General features: G+C 60.8%; 22 protein-coding genes, 2 tRNA genes and 1 pseudogene. 19 read left to right on the top strand and 6 right to left on the bottom strand.

The genetic code is table 11. The annotated features are described in order from the left end of the window. Positions 1 to 20: 20 nt before the first annotated feature. Positions 21 to 1121, bottom strand: coding sequence for a tRNA epoxyqueuosine(34) reductase QueG (gene queG, locus ACZ9BE_RS00300; RefSeq protein ID WP_476248790.1), 1101 nt, complete (start codon positions 1119 to 1121; stop codon positions 21 to 23). A 63-nt stretch (positions 1122 to 1184) separates the two neighbouring features. Here queG and ACZ9BE_RS00305 point away from each other — a divergent pair, with 63 nt between their 5' ends. The 9 genes from ACZ9BE_RS00305 (at position 1185) to hflC (ending at position 11256) form a co-directional block, all read left to right on the top strand. Further along, on the top strand, positions 1185 to 2684 hold the full coding sequence (locus ACZ9BE_RS00305) for an NAD(P)H-hydrate dehydratase (RefSeq protein ID WP_252877329.1): 1500 nt from the start codon (positions 1185 to 1187) through the stop codon (positions 2682 to 2684). Beyond that, a complete protein-coding gene (gene tsaE, locus ACZ9BE_RS00310) occupies positions 2672 to 3142 on the top strand; it encodes a tRNA (adenosine(37)-N6)-threonylcarbamoyltransferase complex ATPase subunit type 1 TsaE (protein WP_016771950.1) in 471 nt (156 codons plus the stop codon). The genes ACZ9BE_RS00305 and tsaE overlap by 13 nt, the downstream gene beginning before the upstream one ends. A gap of 51 nt (positions 3143 to 3193) precedes the next feature. Then, positions 3194 to 4573, top strand: a complete 1380-nt coding sequence (locus ACZ9BE_RS00315; protein WP_370593506.1) for an N-acetylmuramoyl-L-alanine amidase — start codon at positions 3194 to 3196, stop codon at positions 4571 to 4573. Continuing rightward, positions 4570 to 6477: a DNA mismatch repair endonuclease MutL gene (gene mutL / locus ACZ9BE_RS00320; RefSeq protein WP_310219206.1), complete on the top strand. Its 1908-nt coding sequence runs from the start codon at positions 4570 to 4572 to the stop codon at positions 6475 to 6477. The genes ACZ9BE_RS00315 and mutL overlap by 4 nt, the downstream gene beginning before the upstream one ends. Continuing rightward, on the top strand, positions 6477 to 7448 hold the full coding sequence (gene miaA, locus ACZ9BE_RS00325; RefSeq protein WP_150638272.1) for a tRNA (adenosine(37)-N6)-dimethylallyltransferase MiaA: 972 nt from the start codon (positions 6477 to 6479) through the stop codon (positions 7446 to 7448). Before mutL ends, miaA begins: the two co-directional genes overlap by 1 nt. Positions 7449 to 7543: 95 nt before the next feature. After that, the gene (gene hfq / locus ACZ9BE_RS00330; RefSeq protein WP_016771947.1) at positions 7544 to 7810 is read left to right on the top strand and encodes an RNA chaperone Hfq; all 267 of its coding nucleotides are present in this window, start codon (positions 7544 to 7546) and stop codon (positions 7808 to 7810) included. A 12-nt stretch (positions 7811 to 7822) separates the two neighbouring features. Continuing rightward, positions 7823 to 9124, top strand: a complete 1302-nt coding sequence (gene hflX / locus ACZ9BE_RS00335; RefSeq protein ID WP_041480728.1) for a ribosome rescue GTPase HflX — start codon at positions 7823 to 7825, stop codon at positions 9122 to 9124. Between the two features lie 96 nt (positions 9125 to 9220). Continuing rightward, positions 9221 to 10387 carry an FtsH protease activity modulator HflK gene (hflK, locus tag ACZ9BE_RS00340; protein ID WP_024011368.1) on the top strand — a complete coding sequence of 389 codons (1167 nt, stop codon included), beginning with the start codon at positions 9221 to 9223 and terminating at the stop codon, positions 10385 to 10387. Further along, positions 10387 to 11256 (top strand): protease modulator HflC, encoded by an 870-nt coding sequence (gene hflC / locus ACZ9BE_RS00345; RefSeq protein WP_016771945.1) that lies wholly within the window; start codon positions 10387 to 10389, stop codon positions 11254 to 11256. The genes hflK and hflC overlap by 1 nt, the downstream gene beginning before the upstream one ends. 17 nt (positions 11257 to 11273) lie before the next feature. Here the strand turns inward: hflC and ACZ9BE_RS00350 are convergent, their stop codons facing one another. Continuing rightward, complete coding sequence (locus tag ACZ9BE_RS00350) at positions 11274 to 11480, bottom strand: hypothetical protein (protein ID WP_150638270.1); 207 nt, start codon at positions 11478 to 11480, stop codon at positions 11274 to 11276. Between the two features lie 89 nt (positions 11481 to 11569). On the opposite strand from ACZ9BE_RS00350, the gene ACZ9BE_RS00355 reads away from it, so the two are divergent. The 3 genes and pseudogenes from ACZ9BE_RS00355 to ACZ9BE_RS00365 all read left to right on the top strand — a co-directional run bounded on the left by ACZ9BE_RS00355 (position 11570) and on the right by ACZ9BE_RS00365 (position 16180). After that, entirely contained in the window at positions 11570 to 12757 is a 1188-nt protein-coding gene (locus ACZ9BE_RS00355; protein WP_016771944.1) for an ATP phosphoribosyltransferase regulatory subunit, read from the top strand. A gap of 54 nt (positions 12758 to 12811) precedes the next feature. Beyond that, positions 12812 to 14101 carry an adenylosuccinate synthase gene (locus ACZ9BE_RS00360; protein ID WP_016771943.1) on the top strand — a complete coding sequence of 430 codons (1290 nt, stop codon included), beginning with the start codon at positions 12812 to 12814 and terminating at the stop codon, positions 14099 to 14101. A gap of 139 nt (positions 14102 to 14240) precedes the next feature. After that, positions 14241 to 16180 (top strand): annotated as a pseudogene (locus ACZ9BE_RS00365) (methyl-accepting chemotaxis protein). A 90-nt stretch (positions 16181 to 16270) separates the two neighbouring features. On the opposite strand, the gene ACZ9BE_RS00370 reads toward ACZ9BE_RS00365, so the two are convergent. The 4 genes from ACZ9BE_RS00370 to ACZ9BE_RS00385 all read right to left on the bottom strand — a co-directional run bounded on the left by ACZ9BE_RS00370 (position 16271) and on the right by ACZ9BE_RS00385 (position 19385). Beyond that, positions 16271 to 17836 (bottom strand): ABC transporter permease, encoded by a 1566-nt coding sequence (locus ACZ9BE_RS00370; protein ID WP_476248791.1) that lies wholly within the window; start codon positions 17834 to 17836, stop codon positions 16271 to 16273. Then, positions 17836 to 18846 carry an extracellular solute-binding protein gene (locus tag ACZ9BE_RS00375; RefSeq protein WP_016771941.1) on the bottom strand — a complete coding sequence of 337 codons (1011 nt, stop codon included), beginning with the start codon at positions 18844 to 18846 and terminating at the stop codon, positions 17836 to 17838. Before ACZ9BE_RS00375 ends, ACZ9BE_RS00370 begins: the two co-directional genes overlap by 1 nt. A 185-nt stretch (positions 18847 to 19031) precedes the next feature. Continuing rightward, a tRNA-Leu gene (locus ACZ9BE_RS00380) sits at positions 19032 to 19118 on the bottom strand. Positions 19119 to 19298: 180 nt separating this feature from the next. Beyond that, a tRNA-Leu gene (locus ACZ9BE_RS00385) sits at positions 19299 to 19385 on the bottom strand. A 225-nt stretch (positions 19386 to 19610) separates the two neighbouring features. Here ACZ9BE_RS00385 and rnr point away from each other — a divergent pair. From rnr to dnaB, 7 genes are all read left to right on the top strand, one after another. Next, positions 19611 to 22241 (top strand): ribonuclease R, encoded by a 2631-nt coding sequence (rnr, locus tag ACZ9BE_RS00390; protein WP_236168131.1) that lies wholly within the window; start codon positions 19611 to 19613, stop codon positions 22239 to 22241. Further along, the gene (gene rlmB, locus ACZ9BE_RS00395; protein ID WP_024011372.1) at positions 22238 to 23002 is read left to right on the top strand and encodes a 23S rRNA (guanosine(2251)-2'-O)-methyltransferase RlmB; all 765 of its coding nucleotides are present in this window, start codon (positions 22238 to 22240) and stop codon (positions 23000 to 23002) included. Before rnr ends, rlmB begins: the two co-directional genes overlap by 4 nt. Positions 23003 to 23308: 306 nt before the next feature. Continuing rightward, on the top strand, positions 23309 to 23731 hold the full coding sequence (gene rpsF, locus ACZ9BE_RS00400) for a 30S ribosomal protein S6 (RefSeq protein WP_016771938.1): 423 nt from the start codon (positions 23309 to 23311) through the stop codon (positions 23729 to 23731). 29 nt (positions 23732 to 23760) lie between these two features. Next, positions 23761 to 23991: a 30S ribosomal protein S18 gene (gene rpsR / locus ACZ9BE_RS00405; protein WP_002551829.1), complete on the top strand. Its 231-nt coding sequence runs from the start codon at positions 23761 to 23763 to the stop codon at positions 23989 to 23991. A 36-nt stretch (positions 23992 to 24027) separates the two neighbouring features. Next, on the top strand, positions 24028 to 24921 hold the full coding sequence (locus tag ACZ9BE_RS00410; RefSeq protein ID WP_016771937.1) for a hypothetical protein: 894 nt from the start codon (positions 24028 to 24030) through the stop codon (positions 24919 to 24921). A gap of 18 nt (positions 24922 to 24939) precedes the next feature. Continuing rightward, a complete protein-coding gene (gene rplI / locus ACZ9BE_RS00415; RefSeq protein ID WP_003221136.1) occupies positions 24940 to 25386 on the top strand; it encodes a 50S ribosomal protein L9 in 447 nt (148 codons plus the stop codon). Between the two features lie 119 nt (positions 25387 to 25505). After that, positions 25506 to 26903 (top strand): replicative DNA helicase, encoded by a 1398-nt coding sequence (gene dnaB, locus ACZ9BE_RS00420; protein ID WP_016771936.1) that lies wholly within the window; start codon positions 25506 to 25508, stop codon positions 26901 to 26903. The last annotated feature ends 26 nt before the right edge of the window (positions 26904 to 26929 follow it).

A 26929-nucleotide genomic window follows, 5' to 3' on the forward strand; every position in this document is an offset into this window, starting at 1 on the left:
CAGGAACACTCAAGGCCCGGCTACGATTTGAACAGTGCGCTTGCCGGTTTTGCGAGCGCGCGGTGGGCGTGCTGTTCCAGTGCCCACCCGACATGTTCCCTGACCAACTCTGACGGATAATCACGTCGCGCCTTCAACGCTTCCAGCACAGGAATCGATGAAGGCGCATTCCCCAGTCCCACCGCCAGATTGCGTAACCAGCGCTCGTACCCGGCACGCCGCAACGGTGAACCTTCGGTGCTGTTCAAGAACTTTTCTTCATCCCACATGAACAGTTCAGCCAGCTCGGCATTATCGAGATTGTGCCGTGGCTTGAAATCGCTTTCTCCAGTCGGCCGAGCGAAGCGGTTCCATGGGCAGACGATCTGGCAGTCATCGCAGCCAAACACCCGATTGCCTATCAATGGCCGCAATTCTTCGGGAATCGCGGTTTTCAGCTCAATGGTCAAATAGGAAATGCAGCGCCGGGCGTCCAGCACGTACGGGCCGACAAAGGCGTTGGTCGGGCAGATATCCAGGCATGCGGTGCAACGCCCGCAATGTTCAGTGCTGTGTGGTTCGTCCACCGGTAGCTGCAGGTCGACGAACAGTTCGCTCAGGAAGAAATAACTGCCGGCCTTGCGGTTCAACACCAAGGTATTTTTACCGATCCAGCCCAGTCCAGCTTGTTCGGCGATGGCTTTTTCCAGCACCGGTGCGCTGTCGACAAACGCACGAAAGCCGAACGGGCCGATCTCCGCCTGGATCTTGTCGGCCAATTGTTGAACACGTTTACGGATCAATTTGTGGTAATCGCGGCCCAAGGCATAACGCGACACGTAAGCCTTCTCCGGCTCAGCCAGGCGTTTGGCCATTTCGGTATCGCCTGGCAAGTAGTCCATGCGCAGGGAAACCACGCGCAACGTGCCCGGCACCAGCTCTTCCGGGTGCGAGCGTTTGCTGCCATGGGCGCCCATGTAGTCCATGTCGCCGTGGTAGCCGGCCTCGAGCCAGCGCTGCAGATGCTGCTCGTGTTCGGCCAGGTCCAGACCGCTGATGCCGACTTGCTGGAAGCCCAGCTCGCGGCCCCAATCCTTGATCGATTGGGCGAGGGCGGGCAGGTCTGTGGTGATGGCGGACATGAGGCGAGAGAAACCGGAGCTGAGGTGCGTATAATTCTGCCAGACATCGGAGCCCGAAGACGCATGCCGCAGACGAAAGATGAATTACCCGACGCGCTGTACCGCGCCGCGCAGGTGCGCGAACTCGACGCGCGGCTGATCGCCGCCGGCACGCCGGGCTTCGAATTGATGCAACGCGCCGCCCGCGCGACGTGGCGCGCACTGGTGCGCAAATGGCCGGGCGCGAACGAGCTGACCGTGCTCGCCGGCCATGGCAACAATGCCGGTGACGGTTATCTGGTGGCCGGGTTGGCGCTGCGGGCCGGCTGGACCGTGCGCGTTCTCGCCGTCGGCGATCCGCAACGTTTGCAGGGCGATGCCGCACTGGCCCATGCCGAATCCGTGGCTGCTGGTGTTGTGGTGCAAGGCTGGCAGGCGCAAAGCGAGCTGTGCGGTGTCGTCCTCGATGCCTTGCTCGGCACTGGCCTGAGCGGCGAAGTGCGTGAGCCCTATGCCTCGGCGATCAAAGCGATCAACGCCTGCGGCTTGCCGGTAGCGGCGGTCGATATTCCTTCCGGGCTGTGTGCCGATACCGGGTGTGAACTGGGTGTCGCGGTATGCGCCGATCTAACGGTGACCTTCATTGCTATGAAGGTCGGGCTGTTGACCGGTGATGCGGCGGATCATATCGGTGAGCTGGTCTTCAGCGACCTGCAAGCCCCCGACGAAATTTTCAGTGACATTCCTGTCTGCGCTCAGCGCCTGAGCGCCGCTAATCTTCCAGCACTTGCGCCGCGCGCGCCGACCTCGCACAAGGGCCGCTTTGGCCACGTGTTGCTGATCGGCGGCGATCACGGTTTCGGCGGAGCGATTCTGCTCAGCACGGAAATGGCCTTGCGCGGCGGCGCGGGCATGGTCTCGCTGGCGACTCGCCCAGAGCATGTGCCGGCGGCGCTGACTCGGGTCCCGGAGGCGATGGCGCTCGGCACTTCGTCAGCCAATCAACTGATGGGGCTGCTGGAAAAGGTTTCGGTGCTGGTGGTCGGACCGGGTCTCGGTCAGGCCAGTTGGGGCCGTGCCCTGTCGTCGGCGGCCGCCAATGCTGCGTTGCCGCAAGTGTGGGACGCCGACGCGTTGAACCTGCTGGCCAGCGATTTTGTCCAGTTGCCCAAGGATTGCGTGATCACCCCGCATCCGGGTGAAGCGGCGCGCTTGCTTGGCATCAGTACCGCCGAAGTGCAGGCCGATCGCCCGGCCGCTGCTCTGGCGTTGAGCAAAAAGTATTCAGCGGTAGTGGTTCTAAAAGGGGCCGGCAGTCTGATCGCCCATCCCGATGGGCGTCTGGCCCTATGTCATCAGGGCCATCCGGCGATGGCCACGGGCGGGTTGGGGGATGTGCTGGCCGGTCTGACCGGCGCATTGCTGGCCCAGGGCATGGACGCGTTCGATGCGGCATGCCTGGCCGTCTGGCTGCACGCCAACGCGGGTATGCAACAAGGCAAATTCGGCCGTGGGCTGGCGGCCAGTGATCTGATTCCAGCCATTCGTCAGTTGTTGGAGGAGCAAGCACCGTGTCTGAAGTAACCCTGTACCTGGCCGATGAACAGGCAATGAGCGACTTTGGCGCACGGATCGCCCGCGTCACCCAGGGCCATGGCCTGATTTTTCTTGAAGGTAATCTGGGTATGGGCAAAACCACCCTGTCACGGGGCATCATTCGTGGGCTGGGGCATGTCGGCGCGGTAAAAAGTCCGACCTTCACATTGGTCGAGCCCTACGAGATCGGTGACATACGTGCCTTCCACTTCGACCTCTATCGTTTGGTCGATCCCGAGGAGCTGGAGTTTCTCGGCATCCGCGACTACTTCGAAGACGATGCCCTGTGCCTGATCGAATGGCCCGATAAAGGTGCAGGCTTTTTGCCAAAGCCTGACCTGACCATTACCATTAGCCCGCAAGACAGCGGGCGTTCGCTGAAAATTTTAGCCCAGGGCTCGCGTGGCGAGGCCTGGTGTGCCGCTTTGGCATTGGAATCCAATTAAATGATGGGGTTTGGTATGCGCTTTCGCGCGTTGGTGGCTGCCGCTGGACTGATGTTGATGGCAGTAACCGTCAACGCTGTGGCCGATTCAAAGGTCAACAGCGTGCGCCTGTGGCGTGCGCCGGACAACACGCGACTGGTCTTTGACCTCAGCGGCCCGGTGCAGCACAGCGTTTTCACCCTGACAGCCCCTGATCGGCTGGTGATCGACATCAACGGCGCCACCCTCGGCGCGCCGTTGAACGTGCAGACCGCGAACACGCCTATCACCGCGATGCGCTCAGCCCAGCGCACGCCGACCGACCTGCGGGTGGTCATCGACCTGAAAAAAGCCGTCACCCCGAAAAGCTTCTCGCTGGCGCCGAACGCGCAATACGGCAACCGTCTGGTGGTCGATCTTTTCGACAACCCGGCCGATGCCGCGCCGCCGCCAGCCCCGACGCCATCGGTAGCGACCGTGCCGGCGGTGCCGGTGACTCCGACCGAACCGGCGATCAAGCTGCCGCCAGCCCCGGCTGGCAAGCGCGACATTATCGTCGTGATCGATGCCGGCCACGGAGGGGAAGACCCGGGCGCGTCCGGCTCGCGCGGCCAGCGTGAGAAAGATGTGGTGCTGCAGATCGCCCGCGAACTGCAGCGTCAGGTCAACGGCATGAAAGGCTTCCGCGCCGAGCTGACCCGTACCGGCGACTACTTCATTCCATTGCGCGGGCGTACCGAAATCGCCCGCAAGAAGGGCGCCGACCTGTTCGTCTCGATCCACGCCGACGCTGCGCCGTCCGCGGCCGCTTTCGGTGCTTCGGTGTTCGCCCTGTCCGATCGTGGCGCTACCTCCGAGACCGCCCGCTGGCTGGCCGACAGTGAAAACCGATCCGACCTGATCGGTGGTGCCGGCAACGTCAGCCTCGACGACAAGGACCGCATGCTCGCCGGCGTGTTGCTCGACCTGTCGATGACTGCGTCGCTGACCTCCAGTCTCAACGTCGGCCAGAAGGTGCTGACCAATATCGGTCGCGTTACGCCGCTGCATAAACAGCGCGTGGAACAGGCCGGCTTCATGGTGCTGAAGTCGCCGGACATTCCGTCGATCCTGGTTGAAACCGGCTTCATTTCCAACGCCAACGAAGCGAACAAGCTGTCCGCGTCGAGCCATCAGCAAGCGCTGGCCCGTTCGATCAGCAGCGGCGTGCGCCAGTTCTTCCAGCAGAATCCGCCGCCGGGCACCTACATCGCCTGGCTGCGTGATTCCGGCAAGATTGCCCAAGGCCCGCGCGACCACCGCGTCGGGCCGGGGGAAACCCTGGCGATGATCGGCGTGCGCTATCAGGTTTCGCCGGCCACCTTGCGCGCCGCCAACAATCTGAAAAGCGATGAGCTGAAAGTCGGTCAGCACCTGACCATTCCAGGCACCGAACTGGCGTCCAAAGAATGAACCAGGTAATGAACACCGCGCGCATCGAGCTGCTCAGCCCACGACTGGCGAACCAGATCGCCGCTGGTGAGGTGGTTGAGCGCCCGGCTTCGGTGATCAAGGAGTTGCTGGAAAACAGCCTCGACTCCGGCGCCAGGCGTATTGACGTCGATGTCGAGCAGGGCGGCGTCAAGTTGCTGCGCGTGCGCGATGACGGCAGCGGTATTTCCGCCGATGACCTGCCGCTGGCCCTGGCCCGTCACGCCACCAGCAAGATTCGCAACCTCGAAGACCTCGAACAGGTGATGAGCCTGGGTTTCCGTGGCGAGGCGCTGGCGTCGATCAGCTCCGTGGCGCGTCTGACCCTGACCTCGCGCACCCGCGATGCCGATCAGGCCTGGCAGGTCGAAACCGAAGGCCGGGACATGGCGCCGCGCGTGCAGCCGGCGGCGCATCCGGTCGGCACTTCGGTGGAAGTCCGCGACCTGTTCTTCAACACCCCGGCCCGGCGCAAATTTCTCAAGACCGAAAAAACCGAATTCGATCACCTGCAGGAAGTGATCAAGCGTCTGGCGCTGGCGCGCTTCGACGTGGCTTTTCATCTGCGCCACAACGGCAAGACCATCCTCAGCCTGCACGAGGCCCACGATGATGCAGCCCGCGCCCGGCGTGTGGCGGCGATCTGCGGTTCGGGTTTCCTTGAGCAGGCGTTGCCGATCGAGATCGAACGCAATGGCTTGCACCTGTGGGGCTGGGTCGGTTTGCCGACCTTCAACCGCAGTCAGGCGGATTTGCAGTATTTCTTCGTAAACGGCCGTGCGGTGCGCGACAAACTGGTGGCCCACGCGGTACGCCAGGCTTATCGCGACGTGCTGTTCAATGGTCGGCACCCGACCTTCGCGCTGTTTTTCGAGGTCGATCCCGCAGCGGTAGACGTCAACGTGCACCCGACCAAACACGAAGTGCGTTTCCGTGACGGGCGCATGGTCCACGATTTCCTGTATGGCACGCTGCACCGTGCGCTGGGCGATGTGCGTCCGGAAGATCAACTTGCCGGCTCGGTCACCACGGCGATCGTTCGGCCGAGTGGGATCGAGGCTGGCGAGTTCGGCCCGCAAGGCGAGATGCGTCTAGCCGCCAATGCGCTGCTGGAGCAGCCTCAGGCGCAGCCGGTGTTCAATACTCCGTCCGGGGCTAGCGCTGGCGGCGCTTATCAGTATCAATACACGCCGCGTCCGCAATCGGCGCTGCCCGCTGCCGAGGCGCAAGCCGCATACAAGGAATTTTTCGCGCCGCTGCCTGAAGCCAATGCCAGCGCGCTGCCAACCGGTCAGGAAGATATCCCGCCGCTCGGCTATGCACTGGCGCAGCTCAAGGGCATCTATATTTTGTCCGAAAACGCCCATGGCCTGGTGCTGGTGGACATGCATGCCGCCCACGAGCGAATCATGTACGAGCGCCTGAAAATCGCCATGGCCAGCGAAGGTCTCAGTGGCCAGCCGTTGCTGGTGCCGGAATCGCTGGCGGTCAGTCAGCGCGAGGCCGATTGCGCTGAAGAACACGCCGCTTGGTTTCAGCGTCTTGGTTTTGAATTGCAGCGACTGGGGCCGGAAACCCTGGCGATCCGGCAGATTCCCGCTTTGCTCAAGCAGGCCGAAGCCAATCGACTGGTCGGCGACGTGCTCTCTGACCTGATGGAATACGGCACCAGTGACCGTATCCAGGCGCACCTCAACGAACTGCTCGGCACCATGGCCTGCCACGGCGCGATCCGCGCCAACCGGCGTCTGGCCCTGCCGGAAATGAACGGTCTGCTGCGCGATATGGAAAACACCGAGCGCAGCGGTCAATGCAACCATGGCCGACCGACCTGGACCCAATTGGGCCTGGACGATCTGGACAAACTGTTCCTGCGCGGTCGTTGATGAGCCAGCTGCCTCCAGCGATTTTCCTGATGGGCCCGACCGCTGCGGGCAAGACCGATCTGGCCATCGAGCTGACCAAGGTGCTGCCGTGCGAATTGATCAGTGTCGATTCGGCGCTGGTCTACCGCGGCATGGACATCGGCACGGCCAAGCCTTCGAAAGAGTTGTTGGCCGAATACCCGCACCGGCTGATCGACATTCTCGACCCCGCTGAAGCGTATTCCGCTGCCGATTTCCGTCGCGACGCGTTGCAGGCCATGGCCGAAATCACTGGGCGAGGAAAGATCCCGCTGCTGGTCGGCGGCACCATGCTCTATTACAAGGCTCTGGTCGAAGGTCTGGCGGACATGCCGGCAGCCGATCCCGAGGTCCGCGCGCAGATCGAGGAAGAAGCTGCACGCCTCGGCTGGCAAGCCCTGCACGAACAGTTGGCGCAGATCGATCCGGTGTCGGCGGCGCGCATCCATCCCAATGATCCGCAACGCTTGAGTCGGGCACTGGAAGTGTATCGAGTCAGCGGGCAGAGCATGACCGCTCTGCGCGAGCAACAATCTGTGCAAAGTACTGAAGCAGCCGCTTCGGGACGGCAACAATTGCCCTATACTGTCGCGAACCTGGCCATTGCTCCGGCGAATCGTCAGGTTCTGCACCAGCGAATTGAACAAAGATTCACAAATATGTTGGAACAGGGATTCATCGACGAGGTCGTAGCCCTGCGTAAAAGAAGTGACCTGCATTCGGGGTTGCCGTCTATACGTGCGGTAGGCTACCGCCAAGTCTGGGATTACCTGGACGGCAAGCTGACATTGGCCCAGATGCAGGAGCGGGGCATCATCGCCACGCGCCAATTGGCCAAACGCCAGTTTACCTGGCTGCGCAGCTGGGACGATTTGCATTGGCTGGACAGTCTTGATTGCGACAATCTGCCACGCGCCTTGAAATACCTTGGGACCATCTCCATATTGAGCTGAGTCCTTGCAATTGCCGTCTATCCTTGGGGGTGTGACGGCCGAAGCCATCTGAATTTACCTGTTTTTATTATTGAATCCTTAAAGGAGTGCGGCACATGTCAAAAGGGCATTCGCTACAAGACCCTTACCTGAACACTTTACGTAAAGAGAAAGTCGGGGTTTCCATCTATCTGGTCAACGGTATCAAGCTGCAAGGGACGATCGAGTCGTTCGACCAGTTCGTGATCCTGCTGAAAAACACCGTAAGCCAGATGGTCTACAAACACGCTATCTCGACCGTCGTGCCGGTTCGTCCAATTCGTCTGCCTAGCGCAACCGAAAACGAACAGGGCGATGCCGATGCAGCGCCGGGTAACGCCTGATAGGAGTCTCCTTTGTTCTTTGAGCGCCACGGTGGTGGTGAACGAGTCATCCTCGTTCACTTGGATGGACAGGACCCTGAGGCGCGCGAAGATCCGCAGGAGTTTCAGGAGTTGGCAAATTCGGCTGGCGCCGAGACCGTCGCGTTTTTTAACGTGCCGCGTCATCGGCCAACCGCCAAATATCTGATCGGCAGCGGCAAGGTCGAGGAACTGCGCGACCTGGTCAAGGCTGAAGAAGCCGATCTGGTGATTTTCAATCACATCCTCACGCCCAGTCAGGAACGCAACCTTGAACGTGTCTTCGAGTGTCGCGTGATCGACCGCACCGGGCTGATTCTCGATATTTTCGCCCAACGCGCACGCACCCATGAGGGCAAGCTGCAGGTCGAACTGGCCCAGCTTGACCACATGAGCACGCGGCTGGTTCGCGGCTGGACTCACCTTGAGCGTCAGGGTGGCGGTATCGGTATGCGCGGTCCGGGTGAAACCCAGCTGGAAACCGACCGCCGTCTGCTGCGGGTTCGCCTGCGTCAGATCAAGGGGCGGCTGGAGAAGGTGCGCAGTCAGCGCGAGCAGTCGCGCCGTGGCCGATCCCGTGCGGACATCCCTACCGTTTCGCTGGTGGGATACACCAACGCCGGCAAATCGACACTCTTCAACAACGTGACGAAGTCCGAGGTGTACGCGGCCGATCAACTGTTCGCCACGCTCGACCCGACCCTGCGCCGGCTGGAGCTTGACGACCTCGGTCCCATCGTCCTCGCCGACACCGTGGGGTTCATTCGTCACCTGCCACACAAGCTGGTCGAGGCATTTCGGTCTACGCTCGAAGAGTCGAGCAATTCCGACCTGCTATTGCACGTGATCGATGCGGCCGAACCGGATCGCATGTTGCAGATCGAGCAGGTGATGGTGGTGCTGGGCGAGATTGGTGCCCAGGACTTGCCGATCCTCGAGGTCTATAACAAACTCGATTTGCTTGAAGGCGTCGAGCCGCAGATCCAGCGCGATGCCGATGGCAAGCCGCAACGGGTCTGGCTCTCGGCGCGTGATGGCAGCGGTCTGGAATTGCTTGAACAGGCCATCGCCGAGTTGCTCGGCAGTGATCTGTTCGTCGGTACCTTGCGCTTGCCGCAACGATTCGCTCGGCTGCGTGCGCAGTTCTTCGAACTCGGGGCGGTGCAGAAAGAAGAATACGATGATGAAGGTGTCAGCCTGCTGGCCGTTCGTTTGCCCCGGATCGAGCTGAATCGATTGGTAAGCCGCGAAGGATTGCAGCCGATGGAATTCATCGAGCAACACACTTTGCAATAAAAGCCTGACAAAGCGGTTGTGCCGCAACGGCAGGCATTCTGTAGCATTGGTCGGCGCGCCGTGGGTGCGTCTTTGCTTTATCAGATGGAGAGCGCTATGGCTTGGAATGAGCCGGGTGGCAACTCGAATAATCAGGATCCCTGGGGTGGCAAGCGCCGCAATAACGGCGACCGCAAGGGACCACCGGATCTCGACGAGGCCTTCCGAAAGCTGCAGGAAAGCCTGAACGGGTTGTTCGGTGGTGGTAAGAAACGCGGTGATGACGGCGGCGGGTCGGGGCGCAGCAGTGGCGGCTTCGGCGGTCTGCTCGGCATCGGCCTGGTCGTGCTGGCGGCTGTCTGGCTGTACAGCGCGGTCTACGTGGTGGACGAGCAGGAGCAAGCCGTTGTGCTGCGCTTCGGCAAGTACTACGAGACTGTCGGCCCGGGCCTGAACATCTACTTCCCGCCGATCGACAAGAAGTACATGGAGAACGTGACGCGTGAGCGTGCGTACACCAAGCAGGGCCAGATGCTGACTGAAGACGAGAACATCGTCGAAGTGCCGCTGACCGTGCAGTACAAGATCAGCAACCTGCAGGACTTCGTGCTGAACGTCGATCAGCCGGAAATCAGCCTGCAGCACGCGACTGAAAGTGCGCTGCGTCACGTGGTCGGTTCCACCGCCATGGACCAGGTGCTGACCGAAGGTCGTGAATTGATGGCCAGCGAAATCAAGGAGCGTCTGCAACGTTTCCTCGATACCTATCGCACCGGTATCACCGTCACCCAGGTCAACGTACAGAGCGCAGCGGCACCGCGTGAAGTACAGGAAGCCTTCGATGACGTGATCCGCGCCCGTGAAGACGAGCAGCGTTCGCGCAACCAGGCTGAAACCTATGCCAACGGTGTGGTGCCGGAAGCCCGTGGTCAGGCCCAGCGCATCATCGAAGATGCCAACGGTTATCGCGACGAGACCATCTCGCGCGCCAAGGGTGAGGCCGATCGCTTCACCAAGCTGGTCGCCGAGTATCGCAAGGCACCTGAAGTTACCCGCGAGCGTCTGTACCTGGACACCATGCAGGAAGTCTTCAGCAATACCAGCAAGGTACTCGTGACCGGCAACAAGAACGGCCAGAGCAATCTGCTTTACCTGCCGTTGGACAAAATGATCCAGAACAGCTCGGGCAACGCACCGGTGACCGGTTCGGCCGCCAGCAACAACACGGACGTCACGCCGCATGTCACTGACGTGCCGCAGACGCGTACAAGGGAGACCCGCTGATGAGCAATAAATCGCTGATCGCCCTGATCGTTGGCGTCGTTGTGGTACTGGTGGGCTGGAATTGCTTCTACATCGTCGCTCAGACCGAGCGCGCGGTGCTGCTGCAATTCGGTCGTGTGGTTCAGGCCGATGTCCAGCCGGGTCTGCATGTGAAGGTGCCTTACGTCAACCAGGTGCGCAAATTCGACGCGCGTCTGCTGACGCTGGATGCACCGACGCAGCGCTTCCTGACCCTGGAAAAGAAAGCCGTGATGGTCGATGCCTACGCCAAGTGGCGGGTGAAAGATGCCGAGCGCTTCTACACCGCAACTTCGGGTCTGAAGCAGATCGCCGACGAACGTCTGTCCCGTCGTCTGGAATCCGGCCTGCGTGACCAGTTCGGCAAGCGCACCCTGCACGAAGTGGTGTCGGGTGAGCGTGATGCGCTGATGGCTGACATCACTGCATCGCTGAACAAGATGGCGGAAAAAGAGCTGGGTATCGAAGTGGTCGATGTCCGGGTCAAGGCCATCGATTTGCCGAAAGAAGTGAACCGCAGTGTGTTCGAGCGTATGAGCACCGAGCGTGAGCGTGAAGCTCGCGAGCACCGCGCCAAGGGTAACGAGCTGGCCGAAGGCATCCGTGCCGACGCCGATCGTCAACGCCGCGTGCTGCTGGCCGAAGCCTATCGTGAATCCGAAGAGGTTCGCGGTGACGGTGACGCCCAGGCAGCTGCGATCTACTCCAAGGCCTACGGTCAGGATCAGGAGTTCTACGGTTTCTACCGTAGCCTGCGTGCCTACCGTGAAAGCTTCGCGAACAAATCCGACGTCCTGGTCCTCGACCCAAGCAGCGACTTCTTCCGTTACCTGGAAAAAGCCAAACCTTGATACGACGTTGACCTGAATCAGTCCGCCCGGCGGCTAAAACCTCGGGCGGGGTGATCCTTTCGGAAAACGTGTGTATGATGCGGCAGCCGGGAAATTCCCGGCTTTTTTGCGTCTGCACGTTTGATTGCTGTTTTTGTTGCAGGCATCGGGTTTGAATAGCCCGAGCGTTTTTCGAGGAAAGTGATGGGCGAAGCCGCCAGCCGGCCTTTCGCTGCGTCGTTCATGCGCGTGCGTTTTGAACGACCCGGTCATTTTCTGCTTCACTCAAGGCTCGCCCTCGTGCTGGCCGCCCGGATCAAAGGGGAATGGCGTAATGGCAACGGTAGACCGCTGGCTGCTGCCAGATGGCATCGAAGAAGTACTGCCACCGGAGGCGGCGCGCATTGAAGTCGCGCGTCGTCAGGTGTTGGATCTGTTCCAGAGCTGGGGTTACGAGTTTGTCGTGACTCCCCATATCGAGTACCTGGAATCCCTGCTGACCGGCGCGGGCCAGGACCTGGATCTGCGTACCTTCAAGGTCATCGACCCGCAATCGGGCCGGCAGATGGGTTTCCGCGCCGACATCACGCCGCAAGTGGCGCGCATCGATGCGCACACCCTGCGCCGCGAAGGCCCGAGCCGTCTGTGCTACGCAGGCAGTGTCCTGCATGCCCAGCCGCGTGCATTGTCGTCCTCGCGCAGCCCGATCCAGCTGGGCGCCGAGCTGTACGGCGACGCCAGCCCGAGCAGCGACGTCGAAGTGATCAGCCTGATGCTGGCCATGCTGCAACTGGCCGATGTGCCGGACGTGCACATGGACCTCGGCCATGTCGGCATCTACCGTGGTCTGGCGCGCGCCGCCGGTCTGTCCGGTGAAGTCGAGCAGCAGTTGTTCGATGCCCTGCAGCGCAAGGCCATCGATGAAGTGATTACCCTGACCGAAGGTCTCCCGGCCGATCTGTCGGGGATGCTGCGTGCCTTGGTTGATCTGTGCGGCGGCCGTGAAGTATTGAGCGCTGCCCGCGAGCGTCTGGCCAATGCCCCGGCGCCGGTGCTGGCGGCGCTGGAAGATCTGCTGGCGATCGCCGAACGTCTTTCCGTGCGCTTCCCGCAGCTGCCGCTGTATTTCGACCTCGGCGAGTTGCGCGGCTACCACTACCACACCGGTGTGGTGTTCGCGGTGTTCGTGCCGGGCGTTGGCCAGTCCATCGCTCAGGGCGGTCGTTACGATGACATCGGCGCTGACTTCGGCCGCGCCCGTCCGGCGACCGGTTTCTCTACCGATTTGAAAACCCTGGTGACCCTGGGGCGTGCTGAGATCGAGCTACCGTCTGGCGGTATCTGGATGCCTGACAGTACGGATGCGGCACTCTGGCAGCAGGTTTGCCAGTTGCGCAGTGAGGGTCAGCGTGTCGTTCAGGCCTTGCCTGGACAACCTTTGGCCGCCGCCCGTGATGCGGACTGCGACCGGCAATTGATTCAGCAGAACGGGCTTTGGCAAGTATCGCCACTGGCTTCTTGAGTTTTCCTGCCGGCCATCGCCGGCACCAAGTTTGCGCGAATGAGGACAAGTGTTATGGGTAAGAATGTCGTAGTCCTGGGCACCCAGTGGGGTGATGAGGGCAAAGGCAAGATCGTTGATCTGCTGACCGAACATGCTGCCGCCGTAGTGCGCTACCAGGGTGGCCACAACGCGGGTCACACGCTGGTGATCGACGGCGAGAAAACCGTCTTGCACCTGATTCCGTCGGGCGTGCTGCGCGAAGGCGTGCAATGCCTGATCGGCAACGGCGTGGTGGTTGCACCTGACGCCCTGCTGCGCGAGATCACCAAGCTGGAAGAGAAAGGCGTACCGGTGCGCGAGCGCCTGCGTATCAGCCCGTCCTGCCCGCTGATCCTGTCCTTCCACGTCGCGCTGGACCAGGCCCGTGAAAAGGCCCGTGGCGAGCTGAAGATCGGTACTACCGGTCGCGGCATCGGCCCGGCGTACGAAGATAAAGTTGCCCGTCGTGGCCTGCGTGTCGGCGACCTGCTGAACATGCCGCGCTTCGAAGACAAGCTGAGGGAACTGGTGGATTACCACAACTTCATGCTGGTCGGTTACTACAAAGAGCCAGCCATCGAATTCGAAAAGACCCTGGCCGAGTGCAAGGAATACGCTGAGCTGCTCAAGCCGCTGATGCTCGACGTGACCGCCGAGCTGCACGACCTGCGTCGTGCCGGCAAGGACATTATGTTCGAAGGCGCGCAAGGTTCGTTGCTCGACATCGACCACGGCACCTACCCGTACGTGACCAGCTCCAACACCACCGCGGGTGGCGTGGCGACCGGTTCGGGCGTGGGTCCGATGTTCCTCGACTACATCCTGGGCATCACCAAGGCTTACACCACTCGCGTCGGTTCCGGTCCGTTCCCGACCGAGCTGTTTGACGAAGTCGGTGCGCACCTGGCCAAGCAGGGTCACGAGTTCGGCGCTACCACCGGCCGTGCCCGTCGCTGCGGCTGGTTTGACGCCGTCATCCTGCGTCGCGCTATCGATGTGAACAGCATCTCGGGCATCTGCCTGACCAAGCTGGACGTACTCGACGGTCTGGAAACCATCAACATCTGCGTCGGCTACAAAGACGCGCAAGGCAATGCTGTTGCACCGACCGATGCTGACAGCTACGTAGGCCTGCAGCCTGTGTACGAAGAAGTGCCAGGCTGGAGCGAATCGACCGTGGGTGCAAAAACCCTGGAAGAGCTGCCGGCCAATGCTCGTGCCTACATCAAACGCGTTGAAGAGTTGATCGGCGCGCCGATCGACATTATTTCGACGGGCCCGGACCGCAACGAAACCATCGTTCTGCGTCATCCGTTTGCTTGATAAGTCGTTGATGTAAAAAACAAAGGCCCCTTAATCGGGGCCTTTGTCGTTTATGCCTGTTGGACGGCATGACCTTTGCTGTGAATCTGTCTACAAGAGTGCCATCAAATTAATGGCGTCAGAAGTAGAGGGATTTAAAGTGTCAGCCGTTCTCTCACTGTTACAAAGCCGTTTGTTGCGGCCAGTGTTCGTTACCCTTGGTATCGCCCTTTTGGTGCAGGTGTTGGTGGCGGTTGCCCTGACGCGGAGCACGGTGACCGCGCTGGAAGCCGATCTGGCCGTGCGCCTGGGTGCCGACAGCCAGAAGCTCTCCGGTGAGCTGGAGCAGGCCGGGCGTGAAGTCACTTCGAGTCTTGATGCGTTATCGGCCAGCACTCGTCAGCGCCTGACGGTCGGCCTGTCCGCGCGTCTGAAAGAAGAGCAGGCGCAGCTGCGAGCGACGCTGGAAAAGGACCTGAAGGATTCGGCCAACGACATGGCGCAGTTGCTTGCATCCGTAGCGCCGCGTGCCATGTGGGACAGGACAGCGACGTGCCGACGCTCTCGGAGTTCGCCCGCCGCGCCCAGCGCAATCCCAACGTGCTGTTCGTGGTGTATGACGACGCCACCGGCCAGCATCTGACCCGTTATCTCAACCGTGAAAACCCGATCAACAAGGCCTTGCTGGAAAAAGGTCAGGGCGAGCGCGCGCTGGATAAAGTGCTGGATGCGGCGAAGAATGATCCTTCGGTCTACTACCTAGAGGCCTCGATCAATCCCAACGGCGTGGAAATCGGCAAAGTGCTGATGGGTGTGTCCACGGCCTCGGTGGAAACCGATCTGGCCGAGCTCGACAAGCGCTTCCTGGCGCTGATTGCCAGCAGCGATCAATTGGTCGGCGACAGCCTCAAAGGCGCGGCGGCGGACAGCGCCAAAGCGATGCAGGCGCGTCTGCAATCGGCGCAGGGCACCGCTGGCGAAATGAAAGCCAACACCGCACAAACCGTTCAAGATGCTGCCGCGACACTGCGCTGGCGTATCGGCCTTGGCCTGGCACTGGTCGGTTGCGGCGTGCTGCTGTTGCTGGCCGTGGTGCTCGGTCATCGCGTGGTCAATCGCCTGAAAATGCTCAATGCGGCGATGGACGATCTGGCGGCGGGCGAGGGCGACCTGACCAAGCGTGTGCAGATCAACAGCAAGGATGAAATCGGCGACATGGCGTCGGCGGTCAATCGCTTCGTCGACAAGCTGCAGCCGATCGTGCGCGAGGCGGGCGATGTCGCGCAGCGCACTGGCGTGGAAATTGGCGCGATGACTTTGCGCAACGCTGGCGCCGATGCGGCTGCCGGAATGCAGCGCGATGAAGTTGCAGAAAGCCTGCGCGCGCTGTCGCAAATGGCAGACGAGGCGCAGTCGGAAAGTCAGGCAATGCAGGCGGCGCTCAAGCAGGTTGTCGATATTCGTCAGGCCACCGATGAGAACACCCGGACTTCGGCGAAGGTTGGCAGCCTGATCGAAGCGCTGGCCGGGCAGGTCGATACCGGGGCGAAGGTTATCGAGCGACTGGCGCAGCAGAGCGAGCAGATTGAGGTGGTGCTGACGGTGATTCACGGCATCGCCGAACAGACCAACCTGCTGGCATTGAACGCTGCGATCGAGGCGGCGCGGGCCGGTGAAACCGGGCGTGGGTTTGCCGTGGTGGCGGATGAAGTGCGGGCACTGGCGAGCAAAACGCAGAGCTCGACGGGCGATATTCAAGCGCACATCGTCGCTCTGCAGCAGGGCGCACGTGAGGCAGTCGAGGCGATTGGTCAGGCCGGACGACAGGCCAGCGAAGGTTTGCTGGTCTTGCGCGACAGTGCGCGCTTGCAGCAATCGGTGCAGGCTTCGGTCGAGCAGGTGCATGCGGCGATCGGTCTGGCGACGCAAGCAGCAGCGCATCAGGCGCAGGGTGCACAGGCAGTGCGTGGGCGCGTCGAAACGATTCACGCCCAAGCCGAGAAAGCGGCTCAGGCAGTGGTGGAAACCACGGCCAGTGGCAAGGTGCTGGATGGTCTGGCGGCGCAGTTGAAGGCTAGCCTGGGGCAGTTTCGCGCTTGATGTTATCCGGGCTGGCATCTTCGCGAGCAGGCTCGCTCCCACAGGGAAACTCAATCCATTGTGGGAGCGAGCCTGCTCGCGAAAGCGGTATCAGCGGCTCAGATACATCCGCGTCGTCAGCAGATAAACCGGCAGCCCCGAGACCACAATCAACAACGCCGCATAAGGCGCCGCCGCCGCAAACTCGACATTCGCCGTATGCGCCCAGACTTCGGTCGCCAATGTATTGAGTCCGGTTGGGCTGAGCAGCAACGTTGCCGTCAATTCCTTCATCGCATCAAGAAATACCAGCGCAAACGCCGCGCCCAGTGCCGGGAAAATGATCGGTAATGTCACCCGGCAAAACGCCGTGAACGACGATGCGCCCAAGGTCCGCGCCGCTTCTTCAAGCTGTGGCGCAGCCTTGTTCAGTGCCGTACGAATCGGCGCCTGCGCCAGTGGCAGAAACAGCAGCGCATAGGCGATCAGCAGCAAGCCCGACGTCTGATACAGCGCCGGCACGTAATGCAGGGCGAAATACACCAGCGTCAACGCAATCACCAGGCCCGGCAGCGCGTGCAGCAGATAAGGCAGGCGTTCGGCCCAGATTGCCAATTGGCCTTTATAGCGCACCACCAGCAGCCCGACCGGCACTGCCAGCGCCAGGCACAACGCCGCGCCGCCCAACGACAATGCCAGCGATGAGAGCAGCGCCTCAGTGATCGCTGCTACCGGGAACGCCGCCGACGAACCGACCGCCAGCCAGTAGGCCAACATGCCCAGCGGAACGCCGCTGCCGATAATCGCCAGCAACAGGCAATACAACTGACCTGCCGCCGCCCACGGTCCAAGCTTTACCTGTTCAGCCTGTCGTGCAGCGCCCTGGCCGGTGCGCACATGCCGGCCCTTGCCGCGCACCCGCAATTCCAGCCACAACAGCAGCAGGCACAGCGCCAGCAACACCGCCGAAAGCATCGCTGCGTTGGCGTTACTGAATTCCAGTTCGAATTGCTGGTAGATCGCCGTGGTAAAGGTCTGCAGGCCGATGATCGATAGCGCGCCGAATTCCACCAGCATGTGCAGGGCAATCAGCAGCGAGCCGGCCAACAGCGATGGCCACAACAGCGGCAGGGTGACGCGGAAAAACACGCCCCAGCGATTCTGTCCCAGCGTGCGGGCGGATTCTTCGAGAGAGGGATCGAGATTGCGCAGGGTCGCCGCGACTGGCAGGAAGATCAGCGGATACTTCGACAGGCTCATCACCAGAATCGCTCCGCCGAGGCCTTCGAACTGCGCACTCAGCGACACCCAGGTGAAGCTGCTGACAAACGCCGGCACCGCAAACGGCAGGCACAGGATCACGCCCCACAGGCGTCGACCCGGCAGATTGCTGCGTTCCAGTAGCCATGCCAGCGACAGGCCGATCACGGCGCAGGTGATCGTCACGCCGACCATCAGTGCCAAGGTGTTGCGCAACAGGCCAAACACGTACGGGCGCCACAGCAAATGCAGCGCCTCGGCCCAGCCGGCCTGCCAGGCTTTCACCCCGACGTAGGCCAGTGGCAACAGGCTCAGTACCACCAGTAGCAATACCGGCAGCACCAGCCAGATCGACGGCCGCTTGCGCCTTGGCACATAACCCCCGCGCGCGGCGGGGGCCGATAACGATGCTGCCATCAGTTCAGGCCAACTTCGCGTTCCAGTTCCAGCGCTTCTTCAGCGTTGCCCAGATCCGCCGGGGTGACGTTTGGCGCTTCCAGTTCGCTGAACGGCTTGAGACCGCGATCCGATTCCATGCCTTTGTGCAGCGGATATTCAGCGGTGGTCTGGGTGATCACGCGCTGACCTTCTTCGCTGGCCATGAAGGCGAGGAATTGCTGGGCTTCTTTTGGATGTTTGCTGGATTTCAGTACGGCAGCGCTGGACACGGTGATCAAGCCGCCAGCGTCGCCGCCGGTGAAGTAATGCAATTTGGAATCGAGCTTGCCCTTCTCGCGTTGCAGGGCGAACCAGTAGTAGTTGTTCACCAGTACGGTAGCGACTTCGCCGTTTTCCACAGCTTTGAGTGCGACCATGTTGTTGCTGTAGGTCTTGCCGAACGCGCGCAGGCCGGTCAGCCATTCTTCGGCGGCGTCACGACCGTGCAGCTTGATGATCGCTACGGCCTGCTCCTGGAAGGCGCCGCTGGTCGGAACGAAGCCGACCTTGCCCTGCCACTGCGGCTCGGAGAATTCCATCACCGATTTCGGCAGGTCTTTTTCATCGATCAGTTTCGGATTGAACGCGACCACGCGTACGCGGGCGGTAACGCCGATCCAGGTGCCATTGGCGGCGACGTATTTTTCCGGCAGAACTGCCAGCGTGGCGTCATCGGCCTTGGCCAGCAGACCCTGTTCGCCGAGGTTATTCAGCGGCGGCGACTCTTCGGTGTAGATCACATCGGCGGGGGAGCGGTCGCCTTCTTCGATGATCTGGCTGGCGAGCTGGTTGCTGCTGCCTTTGCGCACGTTGACGTGGATGCCGGTCTTGGCTTCGAAAGCCTTGGCAATCGCGTCGCCGACTTCCTTGTGCTGGCCGTTGTAGAGAGTCAGGGAAACCGCATCGGCAGCCTGGGTGAGGGGAGTGGCGAGTGCCAGGCCGAGGAGGGTGAAGGTCAGGCCTCGGCGCAGGGTATTTCGAAACGTCATTCGCAGGGTTCCTCACTGTCGCATTGCAAAAACTTGCAACAATGATAAACGATATTGTTTCTCAAGTGCGCCTTGTGGGGCGACTGGCGATCCTGTAGGGATGGCGAAATTCAGGAAGCCAGAAACGCAAAAACCCGCTTTCGCGGGTTTTTGTGAAATCCAAGGCGTGAACCTTGAATTTGAATTGGTGCCCAGAAGAAGACTCGAACTTCCACGACCGTAAGGTCACCAGCACCTGAAGCTGGCGTGTCTACCAATTTCACCATCTGGGCAATCATCGCAAGCGTTGCCGCTGTTGATGTGGCGCACTATACGGAGGCCTTTTTGATCTGTAAACCCCTGATTTGGTTTTAATAAATCAGTGTGAACAAAAGCTTTCCCGCAAATGCAAAAAACCCGCTTTCGCGGGTTTTGTGTGAGTCTTGAAACTGATCTAGTCTCAAACTCGAAATTGGTGCCCAGGAGAAGACTCGAACTTCCACGACCGTAAGGTCACCAGCACCTGAAGCTGGCGTGTCTACCAATTTCACCACCTGGGCATCATCGAAAGCGCTTGTGCGTCGTCGATGGCGCGCACTATACGGAGCGCCTTTTTAACTGTAAACCCCTGCTGCAGAAAAAACTGAATTTTTTTACCAGCGGCGTTCAAAACCCTATCAGAGCGTCGATACAGGGCCATGCAAAGCCTTATAGAAGCGGAAATTTCCCGTTTCACGGCGCCTATGCCAAACTAACCCGCATATAGACAAGGTGAAAACTCTCTAATGGCCGATTGGCAGTCCCTCGATCCCGAGGCCGCTCGTGAAGCGGAAAAATACGAAAACCCTATTCCCAGCCGCGAACTGATCCTGGCGCACCTCGCCGATCGGGGTTCGCCTGCTGCCCGCGAGCAACTGGTCGAAGAGTTTGGTCTGACCACCGAAGACCAGATCGAGGCCCTGCGCCGCCGCTTGCGCGCCATGGAGCGCGACGCTCAACTGATCTACACCCGCCGTGGCACTTACGCGCCGGTGGACAAGCTCGACCTGATCCTCGGCCGCATCAGCGGTCACCGTGACGGTTTCGGCTTCCTGGTGCCGGACGACGGCAGCGACGACCTGTTCATGAGCCCGGCGCAAATGCGTCTGGTGTTCGACGGTGACCGCGCGCTGGCCAGGGTTTCCGGGCTCGACCGTCGTGGTCGCCGTGAAGGCGTGATCGTCGAAGTAGTTTCCCGCGCTCACGAAACCATCGTCGGCCGCTACTTCGAAGAAGGCGGCATCGGTTTCGTCGTTGCCGACAATCCGAAGATCCAGCAGGAAGTGCTGGTGACGCCGGGCCGCAACGCCAATGCGCAGATCGGTCAATTCGTCGAGGTGAAAATCACCCACTGGCCAACGCCGCGTTTCCAGCCGCAAGGCGATGTGGTCGAAGTGGTCGGCAACTACATGGCGCCGGGCATGGAAATCGATGTTGCCCTGCGCACCTACGATATCCCGCACGTCTGGCCTGAAGCGGTTGTGAAAGAAGCCGCCAAGCTCAAGCCGGAAGTTGAAGAAAAAGACAAAGAGAAGCGCATCGACCTGCGTCATCTGCCGTTCGTCACCATCGACGGCGAAGATGCCCGCGACTTCGACGATGCGGTCTACTGCGAAGCCAAACCGGGCAAGCTGCGTCTGTTCTCCGGTGGCTGGAAGTTGTACGTGGCGATTGCCGACGTTTCCAGTTACGTGAAGATCGGCTCGGCGCTGGACAACGAAGCTCAGGTTCGCGGCAACTCGGTGTACTTCCCCGAGCGCGTGATTCCGATGCTGCCGGAGCAACTGTCCAACGGCCTGTGCTCGCTGAACCCGCAAGTCGATCGTCTGGCCATGGTTTGCGAGATGACCATCTCCAAGTCCGGCGAAATGACCGACTACTGCTTCTATGAGGCGGTGATCCATTCCCACGCCCGTCTGACCTACAACAAGGTCAGCGCGATGCTGGAAACGCCGAAGGCTACCGAAGCGCGCAAATTGCGTGGCGAGTACACCGACGTCGTCCCGCACCTCAAGCAGCTCTACGCGTTGTACAAGGTATTGCTGGCCGCCCGTCATGTGCGTGGCGCGATCGATTTCGAAACCCAGGAAACCCGGATCATCTTCGGCTCCGAGCGCAAGATCGCGGAAATCCGTCCGACCGTGCGCAACGATGCGCACAAGCTGATCGAGGAGTGCATGCTGGCCGCCAACGTGGCCACTGCCGAATTCCTCAAGAAGCACGAAATCCCTGCGCTGTATCGCGTTCACGCCGGTCCGCCGCCAGAGCGTCTGGAAAAGCTGCGCGCATTCCTTGGTGAGCTCGGCCTGTCCCTGCACAAGGGCAAGGACGGTCCGTCGCCGAAGGATTATCAGGCTTTGCTCGCGAGCATCAAGGATCGTCCGGATTTCCACCTGATCCAGACTGTGATGCTGCGTTCGTTGAGTCAGGCGGTGTACAGCGCTGAAAACGACGGCCACTTCGGCCTGAATTACGAAGCCTATACCCACTTCACCTCGCCGATCCGTCGTTACCCGGACCTGCTCACGCACCGCGCGATCCGCAGCGTGATCCATTCGAAACAGGACACCCCGCACGTTCGTCGTGCCGGTGCGATGACCATTCCGAAGGCGCGCATCTATCCGTACGACGAGGCGGCGCTGGAGCAGCTTGGCGAGCAGTGCTCGATGAGCGAGCGTCGTGCCGACGAAGCGACCCGTGACGTGGTGAACTGGCTCAAGTGCGAGTTCATGAAGGATCGCGTCGGCGAATCGTTCCCGGGCGTAATCACCGCTGTGACCGGTTTTGGTCTGTTCGTCGAACTGACCGATATCTACGTCGAAGGCCTGGTGCATGTCACCGCGCTGCCGGGCGATTACTACCACTTCGATCCTGTGCATCACCGCTTGGCGGGCGAGCGCACCGGTCGCAGTTTCCGTCTTGGCGACACCGTTGAAGTACGCGTCATGCGCGTCGACCTCGATGAGCGCAAGATCGACTTCGAGATGGCCGAGAAAACCATCAGCGCGCCGATCGGTCGCAAGAAACGTGGCGCCGAAACCGCTGCGCCTGCTGTCAAGGCTGCGGAAGAAAAGGCTCCAGCGAAAACCGCCAGCCGTCGTCCGGCCAAGGAAAAGGTTGCCGAAGCCTATCGCCCGAGCGACGCCGTGGCGAAAAACGCCGAGCTGCGCAAAAGCCGTGAATTGAAGAAGGCCTTGCTGGCCGATGCGAAAAACGGTGGTAAAGCGGCGTCCGGGGGAAAGACCGGACGGTCGGCGCCTGACAGGGCGACCGACGGCAAGCCAGCCAAGCCGAGCAAACACCGTAAGGGCCCGCCAAAAGCGGGTTCCGCTCCAGCCAAAAGTGGCGGGGCGCGTAAACCGAAGGCGAAGTCATGAGTCAGTTGGAAAAAATCTACGGCGTTCACGCGGTAGAAGCGTTGCTGCGTCACCACCCCAAGCGCGTCAAGCAGATCTGGCTGGCGGAAAGCCGCAACGATCCGCGCGTGCAGACGCTGGTCGAGCTGGCCAACGAAAACCGTGTTCAGGTCGGCCAGGCCGAGCGTCGCGAAATGGACGCCTGGGTTGAAGGCGTGCATCAGGGCGTTGTCGCTGAAGTCAGCCCGAGTCAGGTCTGGGGCGAGGCGATGCTCGACGAGTTGCTCGATCGCACCGAAGGCGCGCCGCTGTTGCTGGTGCTCGACGGCGTGACCGATCCGCACAACCTCGGCGCCTGCCTGCGTTCGGCCGATGCGGCCGGTGCGCTGGCGGTGATCGTGCCGAAAGACAAGTCGGCCACGCTGACCCCGGTGGTGCGTAAAGTCGCCTGCGGCGCGGCGGAAGTGATCCCGCTGGTGGCCGTGACCAACCTGGCGCGCACGTTGGAAAAACTTCAGCAGCGCGGTTTGTGGGTAGTCGGCACCGCTGGTGAAGCCGAGGTCAGCATTTATGACCAGGACCTGACCGGCCCGACCATTCTGATCATGGGCGCCGAAGGCAAAGGCATGCGTCGCCTGACCCGCGAGCATTGCGACTATCTGGTGAACCTGCCGATGGCCGGCAGCGTCAGCAGCCTCAACGTCTCGGTCGCCACCGGCGTGTGCCTGTTCGAAGCCCAGCGCCAGCGCGGTGCGAAGGCCAAGGCTGCCGCGAAGAAATAAGCTTCACGCAATCAACTGTGGGAGCGAGCCTGCTCGCGAAGAGGGAGTGTCAGTCGACGTCATTGTTGCCTGGCAGGCCGCATTCGCGAGCAGGCTCGCTCCCACATTCGTTTACGGTGTCTGGAAGATCGGTGGTTGTTCAAATATTCACCAATTGCCTTGCGCGCCCGCAGTCCCTTCTCTACAATTGCGCCCCTTGCTGTGACGGCAGGCACGCATGTGCCCCGCGCCAGCAAGTCCATAAGTGTCATTCACTCCTTGTCTGACCGTTTTTGAGCGGCAGGCTACAACCCGTAAGGAGCATTCATGCGTCATTACGAAATCATCTTTCTGGTCCACCCGGATCAGAGCGAGCAAGTCGGCGGCATGGTTGAGCGTTACACCAAGCTGATCGAAGAAGACGGCGGCAAAATCCACCGTCTGGAAGACTGGGGCCGTCGTCAACTGGCCTACGCAATCAACAATGTTCACAAGGCTCACTACGTGATGCTGAACGTTGAGTGCACTGGCAAGGCCCTGGCCGAGCTGGAAGACAACTTCCGCTACAACGATGCAGTGATCCGTAACCTGGTCATCCGTCGCGACGAAGCCGTTACCGGCCAGTCCGAGATGCTCAAGGCTGAAGAAAACCGCAGTGAGCGCCGTGAGCGTCGCGACCGTCCTGAGCACGAAGGCGCCGAAGGCACCGACAGTGATGACAGCGACAACAGCGATAACGCTGACGAGTAATCCACGGACCTTATTAAGGAGCCTATCAAATGGCACGTTTCTTCCGTCGTCGTAAATTCTGCCGCTTCACCGCTGAAGACGTGAAAGAGATCGACTACAAAGATCTCAACACTCTGAAAGCCTACGTATCCGAGACCGGCAAAATCGTTCCAAGCCGCATCACCGGTACCAAAGCTCGTTATCAGCGTCAGCTGGCCACCGCTATCAAGCGCGCCCGCTTCCTGGCCCTGCTGGCCTACACCGACAGCCACGGCCGCTGAGACCGGGCAGTCGACAAGTAGCAAAGGATTGAATGCATGCGCGCCTTAGCTGAGTTCATCATGCGAGGCCGAATGCAGGCCACTCTCGTGGTGGCCGGATGTGCAACATTGCCGTTGTTGTATTGGTTGGGTGCTGCCGCCGGGAGCCTTGTGCTGCTGCGGCGCGGATTGACGGACGCCCTTGGCGTTCTGTCACTGGGACTGCTGCCGGCCTTGATCTGGTGGCTGTATGCCGACGACCCACGGGCACTTCTGGTGCTGCTGGGGTCTTCGGGGCTTGCGTTGGTTTTGCGCGCAAGCGAATCCTGGGTCCGCACGCTGCTGGTCAGCGTAGTGATCGGAGTGGTGTTTTCAGTGGTGCTCGGGGTCGCGTTTGCGGCCCAGATCGAGATGCTCGCGCAGGCCCTCATAAAGGTCATGCCGGCGCTTCTTGGTGAGACCTACAAGCAATTGTCGGTCGATGAGCAAGCGCGTTTCGCGTCCCTGATTGCACCGGTCCTGACCGGACTGATTGCGGCCTTGTTGCAGATCGTCAGCGTGCTGAGCCTGATTGTCGGGCGGCATTGGCAGGCGTTGTTGTACAACCCGGGTGGTTTCGGTCGCGAGTTTCGCGCCATCCGCATCCCGCTGGGGCCGGCGATGTTACTGCTGGCGTTGATGCTTCTGGGCCCGAATCTCGGTGCACAGATGGCCATGTTGACGCCGTTGTGCAGTGTACCGCTGGTGTTCGCCGGGCTAGCCCTGATTCACGGGCTGGTCGGGCAGAAGCGACTGGCCGGTTTCTGGCTGGTGGGGTTGTACGTCACGCTGCTGTTGTTCATGCAGCTGATCTATCCGTTGCTCGTGGTTCTGGCCATTGTCGACAGCCTGATTGATTTTCGCGGTCGTCACGTGTCGAAAGACACCGACAGCGCGAACGGTGAAGGTTAAAAGTTAGAGGATTTTCACATGCAACTGATCCTTCTGGAAAAAATCGCCAACCTGGGCAACCTGGGCGACAAAGTAAACGTTAAGGCCGGTTACGGCCGTAACTACCTGCTGCCTTTCGGCAAGGCTACCGCTGCGACCGCTGCCAACCTGGCTGCGTTCGAAGAGCGTCGCGCCGAGCTGGAAAAAGCCGCCGCAGACCGTAAGGCATCGGCTGAAAGCCGTGCTGCCCAACTGGCCGAGCTGGAAGTGACCATCACTGCCACCGCTGGCGACGAAGGCAAGCTGTTCGGTTCGATCGGTACTCACGACATCGCTGACGCACTGACCGCTTCCGGCGTTGAAGTGCAGAAGAGCGAAGTTCGTCTGCCGAACGGCACCATCCGCAACGTGGGTGAATTCGACGTGGCCGTGCACCTGCACGCCGAAGTTGAAGCCACCGTACGCGTTGTCGTGGTAGCAGCTTAAGCAACATCGATCGGCTGGCGGCTTGTCCGTCAGACGGTTAACATCGGGCACGATCCTGTTTACAGGTCGTGCCCTTTGTCTTTCTGAATTCCCTGCTTTTCACTAATACTCAAGTGGCCATGAACGATATCTCCGCTCCCGAGCAATACGATCTGCAAACCGCTGCCCTGAAGGTGCCGCCGCATTCCATCGAGGCCGAACAGGCCGTACTCGGTGGTCTGATGCTGGACAACAACGCCTGGGAACGCGTGCTCGATCAAGTCTCCGATGGCGATTTCTATCGACATGACCACCGTCTGATCTTCCGAGCGATCGCCAAACTGGCTGATCAGAACTCGCCGATCGATGTCGTGACCCTTGCCGAACAGCTGGACAAGGAAGGTCAGACGTCGCAAGTCGGTGGCCTCGGCTATCTTGGCGAACTGGCGAAAAACACCCCGTCCGTCGCCAACATCAAGGCCTATGCGCAGATCGTCCGTCAGCGTGCGACGTTGCGCCAACTGATCGGCATCAGTACCGAGATCGCCGACAGCGCCTTCAACCCCGAAGGCCGCACCGCCGAAGAGATCCTCGATGAAGCCGAACGGCAGATCTTCCAGATCGCCGAAGCGCGGCCGAAGACCGGCGGCCCGGTCGGCGTCAATGAGCTGCTGACCAAGGCTATCGACCGGATCGATACCCTGTTCAACACCGCCGACGCCATCACCGGCCTGTCTACGGGTTACACCGACCTCGATGAAAAGACCAGCGGCTTGCAGCCGTCCGACCTGATTATCGTCGCCGGCCGTCCGTCGATGGGTAAAACCACCTTCGCGATGAACCTGGTGGAAAACGCCGTGTTGCGCAGCGAGAAGGCTGTCCTGGTTTACTCCCTCGAGATGCCAGGCGAATCGCTGATCATGCGTATGCTGTCTTCGCTCGGCCGAATCGACCAGACCAAGGTGCGTTCCGGCCAGCTCGAAGATGACGACTGGCCGCGCCTGACGTCAGCGGTCAACCTGCTCAATGATCGCAAACTGTTCATCGATGACACCGCCGGTATCAGCCCTTCGGAAATGCGCGCGCGGACCCGGCGTCTGGTGCGTGAGCACGGCGATGTCGGTCTGATCATGATCGACTACCTGCAACTGATGCAGATCCCCGGTTCCAGCGGTGACAACCGCACCAACGAGATTTCCGAGATCTCGCGATCGCTGAAAGCGCTGGCCAAGGAATTCAACTGCCCGGTAGTCGCCCTGTCGCAGCTCAATCGTTCCCTCGAACAGCGCCCGAACAAACGCCCGGTCAACTCCGACTTGCGCGAATCCGGAGCGATCGAGCAGGACGCCGACGTGATCATGTTCGTTTATCGCGACGAGGTGTATCACCCGGAAACCGAGCACAAGGGCATTGCCGAAATCATCATCGGCAAACAGCGTAACGGCCCGATCGGGTTTATTCGGCTGGCGTTCATCGGCAAGTACACGCGCTTCGAAAACCTCGCGCCGGGCAGTTACAACTTCGACGACGACGAGTAACAGCAGACCGGATCATCCGGCCTGCT

The sequence above is a fragment of the Pseudomonas sp. TE9122 genome, assembly GCF_056278925.1.